This window comes from Mesorhizobium sp. CO1-1-8 (assembly GCF_020164875.1).
GTDB lineage: Bacteria > Pseudomonadota > Alphaproteobacteria > Rhizobiales > Rhizobiaceae > Mesorhizobium.
On sequence record NZ_JAIUGZ010000006.1, the window covers coordinates 343,678 to 357,344 of the forward strand.

Sequence of the window (13,667 nt, forward strand, 5' to 3'; positions counted from 1 at the left end):
CCGGCCTGACTAGCAGATCGGAGCAAGGACGACAATGGGATATAAAGAAATCTTTATTCGTGCATGTCTCTCGGACACGCATCGGCGCTCTACCAGATCAGCATTCCTCGCCGAAGCGGGACGCCACCAGTTGCTCCAGGGCGTCGATGACCTGGCGGGCCTCCGGCCCGCTGGCGGTGACGCGGATCGAATAGCCGGGGCTTGCCGCCAGCATCATCAGGCCCATGATCGAGGTGCCGCCGACCTTGACGCCATCCTTCTCGACATGCACCGAGGCATCGAAGCCGCTGGCCAGCTGGACGAACTTCGCCGAAGCGCGGGCATGAAGGCCACGCTGGTTGATGATGGGAAAATCCCGGACAATCTGATCTTTTTCCGGGGACAGGGCGTTCATTTGCTGCTCAGGAGCTGGCTGGCGACGTTGATGTATTTGCGGCCGGCGGCCTGGGCCTCGTCGAGCGCGGCGGCCATATTGTCGCCCTTGCGGATCGAGGAGAGCTTGATCAGCATCGGCAGGTTCATGCCGGCGATTACCTCGGTGCGGCCGGATTCCATCACCGAGATGGCAAGGTTGGAGGGCGTGCCGCCGAACATGTCGGTCAGCACGATGACGCCCGCCCCGGTGTCGACACGGGCAACCGCATCGACGATGTCGCGGCGACGCTGCTCCATATCGTCGTCGGCACCGATCGCCACGGTTTCGAAATTGTCTTGTGGCCCGACGACATGTTCGACGGCATGTCGGAACTCGGTGGCCAGTTGACCGTGCGTTACAAGCACGAGTCCGATCATTCTTTGGTGGCTCCCGTCATCGCCGCTTCACAGGCGCATTTTATGCTCGCCAGCCAATCCAGGTGGCGGGAGCGCTATCTTGTCGACGCGCGGCCCGTTGACAAGCCCAAAATTGCGCAGGCGCATGCCATTTTGACGCATTGCAGCAAAAAACCCGGAGCGGATCATAGAAAAGGCGCGATCGACAGCCGCGCCATCACGACCGGCATGACCGCTGGGACATTGCGTTCGACCACGTCGACCCGCGGCACCAGACAACCGGCGATGCTGGTCGTGGCATCCTCCTGGAAGCGCACCGCTTCGCCGGCCGGCACCAGGCGGACATGCAGGTCGACGAGGCCTGCCGGCTCGAATGGCAGCGGTCGGGGGCCGAGCCCCGGCACCTCGACGAGGCCTTCTATGGCGGCGGGAGCGCGGCACAGCAGCCGGTCGGCATGCGCCTCGACAAAGAGCTGATCGTCACCGACGAGCCGCGAGAACAGGCCGCGCTGGCGACAATGATCGATGAGCGCCAGCGCCAGCGTCGTCTTGCCCGAACCGGAGGCTCCGGTGACGAGAATGCCGCGCTCGCCGATCAAAACCATTGTCGCGTGAATGTTGTCAGGCTGCACGGCTGGACCAGGCGTGGTTGCGATTCATGCTCTCAGCCTTCGGCCGGCAACGTCACCACAAAACGCGCGCCCTTGATCTCGCCGGGCTTGGTGCCGGGGATGTTCTCGGCGGTAAGCGTGCCGCCATGGGCCTCGACGATTTGCCTGGATATCGACAGGCCAAGGCCCGAATTCTGGCCGAATGCCTCTCCGGCCGGCCGATCCGTGTAGAAGCGCTCGAAGATGCGGTCGATGTTGTCGGCGCGGATGCCGGGGCCATTGTCGTCGACGGTGACGATGTTGAACTTGCCGGCACGCGCCAGCGACAGGCTGATGTGGCCATGATCTTCGGGAACGAAGGAACGGGCGTTCTCGATCAAATTGGTGATGACCTGGCCGATGCGCAGATCGTGGCCGACGACGACATAGCCTTTGATGCCCTGCGGCAGCTTGGCGGCCTTGAACTCGATCTCGACCGCCTTCTTGTTGCGCGTCGCTTCGCGCGAAACGGCGACGAGATCGGTGATGAATTTCTTCAAATCGACGGTGCCTGCATCTTCACGCGCGAGCTCCGCGTCCAGGCGCGATGCGTCGGAAATATCGGTGATGAGCCGGTCCAGCCGCCTGACATCGTGCTGGATGATATCCATCAGCCGGCCGCGCGAATCGTCGTTCTTGGCCAGCGGCAAGGTTTCCACCGCGCTGCGCAGCGAGGTCAGCGGGTTCTTCAGCTCGTGCGAGACATCCGCCGCGAAGCTTTCGATCGCCTCGATGCGGGCGTAGAGCGCGTTGGTCATGTCGCGTATTGCGATCGACAGATTGCCGATCTCATCCTGACGGTCGGAAAAGTCGGGGATCTCCTCACGGCTCTTGACGCCGCGCCGCACCCGCACCGCCGCCGCCGACAGCCGGCGCAGCGGATTGGCGATTGTGGAGGCAAGCAGCATCGACAGGATGGCCGTGACAAGGGCCGCGATGCCGAAGACGCGCAGGATCGCCTTGCGCTCGGCGGCGACGATCTTGTCGATGTCGCCGCCTTCGGTCGACAGCATCAGCACGCCGAGCACGGCGCGGAAACGCTGGATCGGCACCGCCACCGAAACGATCTGCTCGCCCTGCTCGCTGACGCGCACGATGGTCGACGGGCTGCCGGTGAGCGCCTTGACCACTTCCGGGAAAGCGGCGCCATTGCCGCCCGGCTGCTCGTGATAGACCGGCAGCTCGGTGTTGCGGAAGAAGTCGAAGACGAATTTCTGGATGCGCTCGACCAGATCGGGCTCTTCCTCCTCGACCGGCGGCAGGTCGTAGCGCAGGATCTGGCCACGCGAATAGAGGTGGCGCGAATCGAGCAGCAGATTGGCGTCGCGGTCATAGATGCGGGCGCGGGTCCTGGTCGGCGAGATCAGCCTTCGCAGCACCGGGGCGACCCGCTCCGGGTTGATCGGGAAATCGAGATTGTCGAGCTGGTCGGAGCCCGGTCCCAGGCTTTCGCCGGCCTGCAGCTCAAGCAGCTTTTCCGGGTCGATGCTGATCGAATCCGTCTCGACCGTCGCCGACGCGGCGATCGCACCGGCGATGATCTCACCCTGGGTCATCAGGCTTTCGACGCGGGCGTCGATCAGTCCGTCTCGGAAGGTGTTGAGATAGAGGATGCCGGTCACCAGGACGGCGAGGCCGGCAAGGTTGAGGAACAGGATACGCCGCGTCAGGCTGGAAAAGATGTGATGGCCAAGGAAGCGGCGCATCGGCACCGTGATCTTCGACACGAAGGACGGCATGATCCGCGACGGCCGCCTGGAGGCGCCCGCCGGTCTTGTTCGCTGTGCTTCCACTGCCATCGAATAGCAGCTCCCGCCTAGTCCTTGGCCTGGTGCATATCGTGGTCCCAAAACCGGGGCCACTTTTGGGCGACATGCATCATTACGCTTCGCGGAACCGGTATCCGACTCCGTAAAGGGTTTCGATCATCTCGAAGTCGTCGTCGACGGCCTTGAACTTCTTGCGCAGCCGCTTGATGTGGCTGTCGATGGTGCGATCGTCGACATAGACCTGTTCATCATAAGCCGAATCCATCAGCGCATCACGGCTTTTTACGACACCGGGACGCTGCGCCAGCGAATGCAGGATCAGGAACTCGGTGACGGTGAGCGTCACCGGCTCGCCTTTCCAGGTGCAGGTGTGGCGCTCCTGGTCCATGACGAGCTGGCCGCGCTCGAGCGAGCGGGCCTGCTGGCTTGGCGTCTTGGCGGCAGCCTCGCGGGCACTGGCGCGGCGCAGCACGGCGCGCACGCGCTCGACCAGCAGGCGTTGCGAGAAGGGTTTGCGGATGAAATCGTCGGCGCCCATCTTGAGACCGAACAATTCGTCGATCTCGTCGTCCTTGGAGGTCAGGAAGATCACCGGAAGGTCGGACTTCTGGCGCATGCGGCGCAGCAGTTCCATGCCGTCCATGCGCGGCATCTTGATGTCGAGGATGGCAAGATTCGGCGGGCGTGCCGCCAGGCCTTCCAGCGCCGACGCACCATCCGTGTAGGTCTCGACGCGATACCCCTCGGATTCGAGGGCGATCGACACCGATGTCAGAATGTTGCGGTCGTCATCGACAAGCGCGATTGTTGCCATTTCAAGCGGCTCCCTCATGAGCTGTCCCTTCTGTCGTAGAGAAGGGGCTTTTGCAGGACAAATTAGGTACAAAATGTGGCATAGGCCTTGTCCGCTGTCACGCGCGGCATGCCGGCGGCCACAATCCTACCTCGATATGGATTGGACGAACGTACATGGCCAATCCTTTGGGCAACCGCGAAACTTTTTGCACATATAAACGATTTAAACAACTTTCAAAATATTTAAATCGATTAATGATTTGATATCATTTGGCTTTTCTGGTTCTGACCATCTCAGCCCGCGTAGTGGGCGTGCCGGAAACGTGTCGGCAAAGATGCGGCAAATCCAAGAGGGACACTCGATGTCGGAAGTCGGCAAACGCAATTCCGCCTGCGCGATCGATCATATCGGCCTGAAAACCACCGGCGTGGTGCGCTATAATTTCGGTGCGGCTGCCCTTTATGAGGAATCGATCCGGCGCGGCGAAGCCCGCTTGACCGCACATGGCGCGCTGGTCGCCGAGACCGGACAGCACACCGGCCGCTCCCCCAGGGACAAGTTCGTCGTCCGCGACAGTGACACCGAACCACATGTCTGGTGGGACAACAACAAGGCGATCTCGCCGGCCCAGTTCGACGCGCTGCTGGCCGATTTCCAGGCGCATGCCGCGGACAAGGATCTATACGTCCAGGATCTGGTCGGCGGCGCCGATGCGGGACTGAAGCTGCCGACCAGGGTGGTCACCGAATTTGCCTGGCATTCGCTGTTCATCCGCAATCTGCTGATCCGCCCGGATGCCGCCGAACTCGAACAGTTCGTGCCTGACATGACGATCATCGACCTGCCGTCCTTCCGCGCCGATCCCCTCCGCCACGGCAGCCGCACCGAAACGGTGATCGCCGTGGATCTCACCCGCAAGATCGTGCTGATCGGCGGCACCTCCTATGCCGGCGAGATGAAGAAGTCGGTGTTCACCATGCTCAACTATCTGCTGCCGGCGAAAGGCGTGATGCCAATGCATTGCTCGGCCAACGAGGGTGCGGCCGGCGACGCCGCCATCTTCTTCGGCCTGTCGGGCACCGGCAAGACGACACTCTCGGCCGATCCCGCGCGCACGCTTGTCGGCGACGACGAGCATGGCTGGGGACCACATGGCATCTTCAATTTCGAAGGCGGCTGCTACGCCAAGACGATCAAGCTGTCGGCGGAAGCCGAGCCGGAAATCTTCGCCACCACGCAGCGCTTCGGCACGGTGCTGGAAAATGTCGTGCTCGACGCTGATGGCGTGCCGGATTTCAATGACGGAAGGCTGACCGAGAACACACGCTGCGCCTACCCGCTGGACTTCATCCCGAACGCCAGCAAGACCGGACGCGCCAGTCATCCGAAGAACATCATCATGCTGACCGCCGATGCGTTCGGCGTGATGCCGCCGATCGCGCGGCTGAGCCCGGCGCAGGCGATGTATCATTTCCTGTCCGGCTACACCGCCAAAGTGGCCGGAACCGAAAAGGGCGTGACCGAACCCGAAGCGACATTTTCGACCTGTTTCGGCGCGCCGTTCATGCCGCGCCATCCATCGGAATACGGCAATTTGCTGCGCGAGCTGATCGCCCGCCACGGCGCCGATTGCTGGCTGGTCAACACCGGCTGGACCGGCGGCGCCTACGGCACCGGCAAGCGCATGCCGATCAAGGCGACACGCGCCTTGCTTGCCGCCGCGCTCGACGGCTCGCTCAAGACCGCCGAGTTCCGCACCGACCCTCATTTCGGTTTCGAGGTGCCGGTGGCTGTCACGGGCGTCGACAGCGCCATTCTCGACCCGATGATTCTGGACCCCCGGGCGACCTGGGCGGACAAGGCCGGCTATGACCGGCAGGCGGCAAGGCTGGTCGGCATGTTCGCCGTCAACTTCGAGAAATTCGAAAGCCATGTCGACGCCGTGGTGCTGGGTGCGGCGCCGCGCATGCAGGAAGCGGCGGAGTAATCGCGCCATCGGGCTCAGCCTGTCGTTGAAAGGTCCGGTTTCGATCGGGCCTTTTCTTTTTCGAGCCGCCGCGCCATGACTGCGGCATGGCGAGCGACGACAACATCTTCATATCAGGCGATGCGGTGATCCATCCGGGCGACCTGCACGAGGATTTCATCCGCTCGTCCGGTCCCGGCGGCCAGAACGTCAACAAGGTGGCAACGGCGGTGCAGCTGCGCTTCGACGCGGCCAACGCAATGGGTCTGTCGGAGCGCGTGCGCGAGCGGACGATCAAGCTTGCCGGCCAGCGTGCCACCAAGGACGGTGTCATCGTCATCGAAGCAGGCCGCTTCCGCACCCAGGAACAGAACCGGGCGGACGCCCGGGCACGGCTTACGGCACTGGTCGCCAAGGCCGCCGAGCCGCCGCCGCCGCCGCGCAAGAAGACGCGGCCGTCGAAAGGCGCCGTGGAGCGGCGGCTGAAGAGCAAGGCCGGACGCGGCACGATCAAGAAACTGCGCGGCCGGGTGGAGAACGATTAAGCACCGCGAAGCTGCAACGCGCGGGTGGCTTCCAATTCTGGGTTGCAGATGGCAAGCTGCGATCACCCACCACAGCAATGGAGACCAACGATGGGCATGTTCGATTTCGTCAAGAGCGTCGGCAAGAAACTGGGCATCGGCGGTGACGACGAAGCCGCACCCACGGCCGACACACTCAAGAAGGAGCTCGATTCGCACAAGCTCGGCACCGATGGCGTCGAGGTCGTCGTCAAGGGCGATACGGCGGTGCTGAAGGGTGTGGTCAAGGATCAGTCGATCTTCGAGAAGGCGGTCATCGCCGTCGGCAACACGCTCGGCGTCTCCAAGGTGCAGGCGGACGAATTGCAGGTCGCGCCAGCACCTGGCACGGCCGCCGCCCCCGCCAAGGAGCCCAACTTTTACACCGTGAAAAAGGGCGACAATCTCTGGAAGATCGCCGAGAAAAGCTACGGCAAGGGCCAAGGCGTCAAGAACACGGTCATATTCGAGGCCAACAAGCCGATGCTGACCCATCCCGACAAGATTTATCCGGGCCAGGTGCTGCGCATCCCCGACCTCGCCTGATCGGCGGCTGCCAATTCGACAAGTGCGGCGGCTTTCGGGTCGCCGTTTTCATTTGATCGTGGCATTTTACGGTTCCGAACATTCAAGAGGTGACCGAACCCGTGCTCGTTCTGCCCAAAGGCATCCGCCACATGCCGGCCTACCTGTCACGCAGCGTGCAGGAAGAGCTGGTCGACGAGGTGAGACGGATCGTGCAGCAGGCGCCGCTGTTCGTGCCGGCCATGCCGCGCACCGGCAAGGAGATGAGCGTGCGCATGACCAATTGCGGGCCGCTGGGCTGGGTCACCGACAAGGAGCATGGCTATCGTTACCAGCCGGCGCATCCGGTAACCGGCGCGCCATGGCCGCCAATCCCGGAGGCGCTGCTCGACCTGTGGCGCGAGGTCTCGAGCTATCCGCACCCGCCGGAAGCCTGCCTCATCAATTTCTACACGCCGGACGCAAAAATGGGCCTTCATCAGGACCGCGACGAGGCCGACTTTTCGGCGCCGGTCGTCTCCGTCTCGCTCGGCGACGACTGCCTGTTCCGAGTCGGCCAAGTGACGGGCGAAGGGGCGACGCGTTACGGCGCCACCAAGTCGTTCAGACTGCAAAGCGGTGACGTCGTGGTGCTCGGCGGCGAGGGGCGGCTGTGCTTTCACGGCGTCGATCGGATCTATCCCTCGACCTCGGCACTGCTGAAAAACGGCGGGCGGATCAATCTGACATTGCGACGGGTGACGAAGCCGGCCGTCACAGCTTCCTGAGCGCCACTTCCTCGATCAGGTGATCGGCGCCCTTGCGCAGGATCAAGTCGGCGCGGGCCCGTGTCGGCAGGATATTCTCGCGCAGATTCTTCAGGTTGATGTTGGTCCACAGGCCTTCGGCGATGGCGCGCGCCGAACCCTCCGACAGCTGCGAATAGCGGTGAAAGAAGGAGTCCGGATTGCGGAAGGCGGTCTCGCGCAGCCGCATGAAGCGGGAAATGTACCAGTTGTGGATCAGCTTCTCGTCGGCATCGATATAGATGGCGAAGTCGAAGAAGTCCGACAGGAAGGGCACGATCTTGCCGTCCTGCGGCAGCTTGCCGGGCTGCAGGACATTGATGCCTTCGAAGATCAATATGTCGGGCCGGTCGATGGTGACGAACTCGCCGGGAATGACGTCATAGGTCAGGTGCGAATAGACCGGCGCGCGGACATCGGGCAGCGCCGACTTGATGCCCGACAGGAAGCGCAGCAGCGCACCGACATCGTAGCTGTCGGGAAAACCCTTGCGCTCCATCAGGTTCTCGCGCCGCAGGACCTCGTTGGGCAGCAGGAAGCCGTCGGTGGTGATGAGATCGACCTTGGGGCTCGAAGGCCAGCGCGCCAAAAGCTCCTTCAGCACGCGTGCGGTGGTCGATTTGCCGACCGCGACGGAACCGGCGATGCCGATGATGAAAGGCGTCTTGACCACATCAACCGCGTTGAAGAAGGCTTGGCGTTGCCGAAACAGCAGCTGGCTCGCTTCGACATGCGCCGACAGCAGCCGCGACAGCGACAGATAGATACGCGTGACCTCTTCGAGATCGACCGGATCATTGAGCGAGCGCAGGCGGCGGAATTCGTCCGCGCTCAGCGTCAGCGGCGTGTCGGCGCGGAATTGCGACCATTGATCGGCGGAGAAGAAACGAAAGGGGGAATATTTCTCGGTTGGCGCGAGCTGATCCATCGAGATACCTGCCCTCCTCGCGATCAGCCCTTGGGCCGTGACGCCTTCTCGGCGATGCCCGAACGCCCGGTGCGGCCTTCGAGTTCCCTAAGCACGTCGCTCAGCGGAACCCCGGAGAGGCCGAGAACGACGAGCCAATGATATATAAGATCCGCACTTTCCGAAACGAGGGCCTGTTTGTCGCCCTTGACGGCGGCAATCACCGTCTCGACCGCCTCCTCGCCGAGCTTCTGCGCCGCCTTGTCGATGCCGCGCGCGAACAGTTTTGCCGTCCACGAGTCCGGGTCGCCGGAATGGGCGCGTTCCCCGACGATTTTTTCCAGATCGGAAAGCGAAAACTCGGTCATAGCCGTCATCTATCTGCTTGTTTAAGCATGATCTTTTCCCGAAAACCGCTTCCCACTTTTCAGGATCATGCTTTAGGGCCGATTATTCACAGAGTCCAGCCGCATCGGCAGCCCGGCGGCGGCCATATGCGCCTTGGCCTGCGCTATCGTGTAGGTACCGAAATGGAAGATGGATGCCGCCAGCACCGCGCCGGCATGGCCGTCGCGAATGCCTTCGACCATGTGATCGAGCGTGCCGACGCCGCCGGAAGCGATGACCGGCGCGCGCACCGCGTCTGATATCGCGCGGGTCAGCGCGATATCGTAGCCGGCCTTGGTGCCGTCACGATCCATCGAGGTCAGCAGTATCTCGCCGGCGCCGCGATCGACCATTTGGCGCGCGAATTCGACCGCGTCGATGCCGGTCTTTTCGCGCCCGCCATGGGTGAAGATCTCCCAGCGATCGGCCTCACTGATGCCCGACACTTTCTTGGCGTCGATGGCGACGACGATGCACTGGTTGCCGAACTTATCGGCCGCCTCGGCAACGAAATCCGGGTTCTTCACCGCGGCCGTGTTGATCGACACCTTGTCGGCGCCGGCCAGCAGCAGCTTCCTGATGTCGGCGACCTGGCGCACGCCGCCACCAACGGTCAGCGGCATGAAACATTGTTCGGCGGTGCGTGCGATGACGTCGAAGATGGTCTCGCGATTGTCCGACGAAGCCGTGATGTCGAGGAAGCAGAGTTCGTCGGCGCCGGCCGCGTCATAGGCCTTGGCCGCCTCGACCGGATCGCCGGCGTCGACGAGATCGACGAAGTTGACGCCCTTGACGACACGGCCGTTCTTGACGTCGAGACAGGGGATGACACGGGCTTTCAGCATCAGCGGCCCTCTATCGTGGCAATGAGATCGTTGAGCAACTGGCCGACCAGCGGCGGAACATCGGCCTGGGCGTCGAAGGCCGGGTCGTAGGCGGAAACGGTGATGCCGACGACCGGCACCGCGAGCGCCATAGCGCAAGTGGCGTCGCGCAACTGCTCAGGACTCGGCCCGCCCGGAGCAATATAGCGGTTGGCCTGCAACTCCCGGGGATCGTGCACGTCCATGTCGAGATGCATGTGCACGCGTTTGGCGCCGGCGGCCTTCAGTCTCTCGGTCGCCTGGGCCACTCCGGGACATTCCGTCCGGATGATCGGCAATGTGTCGAGGACTTGCTTTTCCGCCGGGTCTAGATCGCGGGCGTTGACGAGCACGCTGCGTGAAGGATCGATCGGCTTGAAGCCGGGAATGGCCGACGCCATCGGCCGCCAGCACAGGCCAAGCACCGTCGCCAGCGCCATGCCGTCGAGAAAGCCATATGTGGATGTCTCAGGCGTGTTGAGGTCGCCATGCTGGTCGGCCCAGATGATCGCATCGGCGGCTTCGCCGGCGACAGCACCGGCTGATGTCAGGCAGTTTCCGGCAAGGACGATGGGAAACCGACCGGCCTCAAGGGCAAGGCGAACCTCGACCGCAACCGCGTTGCAGACCGCAAAGCCGGTGGCGATCTCGCGCTCCTGGATGTCTCCGACCTTGCCGATGTCTTCCACCGTAACGTCGTGGCCGGCCATGGTCAGGGCGTCGACGAGCCCGCCCGATATCAGCGCGTCCGGGCCCTGGCCCATGCCGCCATGGTAGTGGCCGCTGTCGTAGGAGGCCAGGATGATGGAGATTTTCACGGCCGCGTCTCCGCCGTCGCCCTGCCTTGCAGGATCGCCAGGGCCTCGGCCGGATCGATGCGGCCGTCATAGAGCGCGCGGCCGGAGATGGCGCCTTCGAGCTTTTGCGCATCGGGCATGGTCATGCGCACGATGTCGGCGATCGAGGCGAGCCCGCCCGACGCGATGACCGGGATCGACACGGCATCTGCGAGGTCGATGGTGGCGTCCCAATTGATGCCTGTCAAAACGCCGTCGCGGTCGATGTCGGTGTAGATGATGGCGGCGACGCCGGCGCCCTCGAATTTCCTTGCCAGTTCGATGACGCCGAGGCTCGACGCCTCGGCCCACCCCTCAACGGCGACCTTGCCGCCCTTGGCGTCGATGCCGACGGCCACCTTGCCCGGAAACGCCTTGCAGGCCTGTTTGACCAAGTCCGGATCGCGCACCGCCACCGTGCCGAGGATGACGCGGGCCAACCCGCGATCGAGCCAGTCCTCGATCTGCGCCAGCGTGCGGATGCCGCCGCCGAGCTGAACCGGGTTCTTCGTCGCCTTGAGGATGGCGCCGACCGCCGCGCTGTTGACGCTCTGGCCTTGGAAGGCGCCGTTGAGGTCGACGACATGCAGCCATTCGAAGCCCTGCTGCTCGAAGGCCTTGGCCTGCGCCGCCGGGTCGTCATTGTAGATGGTGGCGGTGGCCATGTCGCCGTGCCTGAGGCGCACGCACTGGCCGTCCTTGAGGTCGATGGCGGGGAAAAGGATCATACGTTCAGGCGCCTTCCACAATGGCGAAATGCGACGTCGAATAGAGGCGTCGGAACTTCAGCGCCGCCTGGTACTCGGGCGAATGGAAGCAGGCGAGTGCGACCGCGTAGCTCTCGAACTCGATGATGACATGGCGATTGCCCGACGACCCCTCCGGGCTCGACGACTGACCGCCGCGGGTCAGGAATTTTGCGCCATATTTGTCGAAAGCCGCTTTGTTGGCGGCAATGTATAGCGGGTAGTTTTCCGGATCGGTTACCTCGACCATCGCCATCCAGTAGCCCTTCTTGCTCATCGGTTTCAGGGCCTCCAGCGCAGGAAATTGGTGATCAGCGCCAGGCCGAGCGCCTGGCTCTTTTCGGGGTGGAACTGCGTGCCGACGAGATTGTCGCGAGCGACGGCCGCCGTCACCGGGCCGCCATAATCGGCGACCGCCAGAACCTCTTCCGCCTTGCCCGCATCGAGATGGTAGGAATGGACGAAATAGGCGTGCAGCCCGCTTGCGCCGGTCGGAATGCCGGCAAACAGCGGATGCTGGCGCTTGAGCTCGATCGTGTTCCAGCCGATCTGCGGGATCTTCAGTGCCGGATCGGTCGGCGTGATCTCCTTGACGTCGCCTGATATCCAGCCGAAGCCGTTGGTAATTGTCTTTTCGAGGCCGCGCTCAGACATCAGCTGCATGCCGACGCAGATGCCGAGGAACGGCCTGCCCTTGTCGATAGCCACCTCCTCGACGGCTTCCCACATGCCTTCGACGGCCTGCAGGCCGGCCGCGCAGTCGGCATAGGCGCCGACGCCGGGCAGGACGATGCGATCGGCCGTGCGCACCCGCTCGGCATCTGCGGTCAGGTCGATATCGGCCGATATGCCGGCTTCACGCGCGGCGCGCTCGAAAGCCTTGGTGGCCGAGCGCAAATTGCCCGAGCCGTAATCGATGATCGCAACCCGCATATCAGCTTCTTCCCGGAATGTGGGTCAGCCCTAGCGCCATGCCCGGCTGCGATGGCCGCGCGAGGGCAGCATCGGGGACCATGCGCGGCGCCGGCACAACCTCATCGGCAAGCGCTTCCGCCTCCAGCGCATATCGTGTGTCGGCATCGTCGAGCCAACCGGCTTCGACGGCGCCCCACTCATGCCAACCGCGCCGGCGAAGTGCCGCGATCCGCAGGCCTTGCCCCTCCAGGCCGACATAGAGCGAAACCAGCAACGACAGCAGCGACCCGGCCAGACCAAGGCCGAGCATCTGGCCCAGCATCGAAAGCAAGCCCATGACGACGAAGGCAAGCGCTGCCTCGATCCACAGCCGATGCCAGGCGAACCATAGCGGCGGCACCAGGAGGCCCAGCCAGGTGAAGCCATCGCGGACAAAGGCCGTGGCATCGGCCTTTTCGCTGCGACCTGGCGGTTCCATCACGACATAGGTTGCCATTGCCTTATCCCTTCAACGATCCCTTGGTGGAGGGAACCGCATCCGGCTGGCGCGGATCGCGTTCGAGAGCCGCGCGCAGCGCACGCGCCACCGCCTTGAAGCAGGTCTCGGCGATGTGATGGTTGTTGGCGCCGTAGTGGTTGGCGACATGCAGCGTGATGCCGGCATTCTGCGCCAGCGCCTGGAAGAATTCGCGCACCAGCTCGGTGTCGAAGGTGCCGATCTTCGGCGACGAGAAGGAAACGTTCCAGACCAGAAAGGGACGGCCGGACACGTCGATCGCGGCGCGCGTCAGCGTCTCGTCCATGGCAAGGTCGATCGAGGCATAACGCATGATGCCGCGCCGCTCGCCCAGTGCCTTGGCCAGCGCCTGGCCAAGCGCGATGCCGGTGTCCTCGACCGTGTGGTGATCGTCGATATGCAGGTCGCCCTTGGCCCTGACCGTCATGTCGATCAGGGAATGGCGCGAGAGCTGGTCCAGCATATGGTCGAAGAAGCCGACCCCCGTGGCGATATCCGACTTGCCGGAGCCGTCGACATGGACCGACACGGAGATCTCGGTTTCCTTGGTCTTGCGGCTTGCTTCGGCGGAACGGGGCGGCATCACTCTATCCTTGTCCCAGAGGTTCACATCGTGACCGGCTCAGAGGCTTCAAGCGCTCGCAGGCTTGAAAACGAAAGCCTTCTAGCAG

General features: G+C 63.4%; 18 protein-coding genes. 4 read left to right on the forward strand and 14 right to left on the reverse strand.

Annotated features, from left to right (window positions below; genetic code table 11):
- Positions 1 to 97 precede the first annotated feature (97 nt).
- The 5 genes from LB558_RS15280 to LB558_RS15300 form a co-directional block, all read right to left on the reverse strand.
- Positions 98 to 394, reverse strand: a complete 297-nt coding sequence (locus LB558_RS15280) for an HPr family phosphocarrier protein (RefSeq protein WP_023810630.1) — start codon at positions 392 to 394, stop codon at positions 98 to 100.
- Positions 391 to 792 (reverse strand): PTS sugar transporter subunit IIA, encoded by a 402-nt coding sequence (locus LB558_RS15285; protein ID WP_010912939.1) that lies wholly within the window; start codon positions 790 to 792, stop codon positions 391 to 393. Before LB558_RS15285 ends, LB558_RS15280 begins: the two co-directional genes overlap by 4 nt.
- A 164-nt stretch (positions 793 to 956) precedes the next feature.
- On the reverse strand, positions 957 to 1,403 hold the full coding sequence (locus LB558_RS15290; RefSeq protein ID WP_224698298.1) for an HPr kinase/phosphorylase: 447 nt from the start codon (positions 1,401 to 1,403) through the stop codon (positions 957 to 959).
- A 32-nt stretch (positions 1,404 to 1,435) separates the two neighbouring features.
- Positions 1,436 to 3,220 carry a sensor histidine kinase gene (locus LB558_RS15295; protein WP_318011644.1) on the reverse strand — a complete coding sequence of 595 codons (1,785 nt, stop codon included), beginning with the start codon at positions 3,218 to 3,220 and terminating at the stop codon, positions 1,436 to 1,438.
- Positions 3,221 to 3,302: 82 nt separating this feature from the next.
- Positions 3,303 to 4,004 (reverse strand): response regulator transcription factor, encoded by a 702-nt coding sequence (locus LB558_RS15300; protein WP_013528337.1) that lies wholly within the window; start codon positions 4,002 to 4,004, stop codon positions 3,303 to 3,305.
- A 343-nt stretch (positions 4,005 to 4,347) separates the two neighbouring features.
- Here LB558_RS15300 and LB558_RS15305 point away from each other — a divergent pair, with 343 nt between their 5' ends.
- The 4 genes from LB558_RS15305 (at position 4,348) to LB558_RS15320 (ending at position 7,807) form a co-directional block, all read left to right on the forward strand.
- Positions 4,348 to 5,973 carry a phosphoenolpyruvate carboxykinase gene (locus tag LB558_RS15305; protein ID WP_224698299.1) on the forward strand — a complete coding sequence of 542 codons (1,626 nt, stop codon included), beginning with the start codon at positions 4,348 to 4,350 and terminating at the stop codon, positions 5,971 to 5,973.
- A gap of 86 nt (positions 5,974 to 6,059) precedes the next feature.
- Positions 6,060 to 6,497, forward strand: a complete 438-nt coding sequence (gene arfB, locus LB558_RS15310) for an alternative ribosome rescue aminoacyl-tRNA hydrolase ArfB (protein ID WP_224698300.1) — start codon at positions 6,060 to 6,062, stop codon at positions 6,495 to 6,497.
- 90 nt (positions 6,498 to 6,587) lie between these two features.
- A complete protein-coding gene (gene lysM / locus LB558_RS15315; RefSeq protein ID WP_224698301.1) occupies positions 6,588 to 7,061 on the forward strand; it encodes a peptidoglycan-binding protein LysM in 474 nt (157 codons plus the stop codon).
- Positions 7,062 to 7,162: 101 nt separating this feature from the next.
- Complete coding sequence (locus LB558_RS15320) at positions 7,163 to 7,807, forward strand: alpha-ketoglutarate-dependent dioxygenase AlkB family protein (RefSeq protein ID WP_224698302.1); 645 nt, start codon at positions 7,163 to 7,165, stop codon at positions 7,805 to 7,807.
- Here the strand turns inward: LB558_RS15320 and coaA are convergent.
- The 9 genes from coaA to hisB form a co-directional block, all read right to left on the reverse strand.
- Positions 7,794 to 8,753, reverse strand: coding sequence for a type I pantothenate kinase (gene coaA / locus LB558_RS15325; protein WP_027039969.1), 960 nt, complete (start codon positions 8,751 to 8,753; stop codon positions 7,794 to 7,796). The genes LB558_RS15320 and coaA overlap by 14 nt on opposite strands.
- Before the next feature lie 23 nt (positions 8,754 to 8,776).
- The gene (locus LB558_RS15330) at positions 8,777 to 9,100 is read right to left on the reverse strand and encodes a phosphoribosyl-ATP diphosphatase (protein WP_224698303.1); all 324 of its coding nucleotides are present in this window, start codon (positions 9,098 to 9,100) and stop codon (positions 8,777 to 8,779) included.
- Between the two features lie 72 nt (positions 9,101 to 9,172).
- Positions 9,173 to 9,967: an imidazole glycerol phosphate synthase subunit HisF gene (gene hisF, locus LB558_RS15335; RefSeq protein ID WP_224698390.1), complete on the reverse strand. Its 795-nt coding sequence runs from the start codon at positions 9,965 to 9,967 to the stop codon at positions 9,173 to 9,175.
- A complete protein-coding gene (locus LB558_RS15340; RefSeq protein ID WP_224698304.1) occupies positions 9,964 to 10,800 on the reverse strand; it encodes an arginase family protein in 837 nt (278 codons plus the stop codon). Before LB558_RS15340 ends, hisF begins: the two co-directional genes overlap by 4 nt.
- Positions 10,797 to 11,546: a 1-(5-phosphoribosyl)-5-[(5-phosphoribosylamino)methylideneamino]imidazole-4-carboxamide isomerase gene (gene hisA / locus LB558_RS15345; protein ID WP_224698305.1), complete on the reverse strand. Its 750-nt coding sequence runs from the start codon at positions 11,544 to 11,546 to the stop codon at positions 10,797 to 10,799. Before hisA ends, LB558_RS15340 begins: the two co-directional genes overlap by 4 nt.
- A gap of 4 nt (positions 11,547 to 11,550) precedes the next feature.
- Positions 11,551 to 11,841, reverse strand: a complete 291-nt coding sequence (locus LB558_RS15350) for a DUF1330 domain-containing protein (RefSeq protein WP_013528347.1) — start codon at positions 11,839 to 11,841, stop codon at positions 11,551 to 11,553.
- A gap of 5 nt (positions 11,842 to 11,846) precedes the next feature.
- On the reverse strand, positions 11,847 to 12,497 hold the full coding sequence (gene hisH, locus LB558_RS15355) for an imidazole glycerol phosphate synthase subunit HisH (RefSeq protein WP_224698306.1): 651 nt from the start codon (positions 12,495 to 12,497) through the stop codon (positions 11,847 to 11,849).
- A gap of 1 nt (position 12,498) precedes the next feature.
- Positions 12,499 to 12,975: a DUF2628 domain-containing protein gene (locus LB558_RS15360; RefSeq protein WP_224698307.1), complete on the reverse strand. Its 477-nt coding sequence runs from the start codon at positions 12,973 to 12,975 to the stop codon at positions 12,499 to 12,501.
- A 4-nt stretch (positions 12,976 to 12,979) separates the two neighbouring features.
- Positions 12,980 to 13,579, reverse strand: a complete 600-nt coding sequence (hisB, locus tag LB558_RS15365; RefSeq protein WP_127259441.1) for an imidazoleglycerol-phosphate dehydratase HisB — start codon at positions 13,577 to 13,579, stop codon at positions 12,980 to 12,982.
- Positions 13,580 to 13,667: the final 88 nt, after the last annotated feature.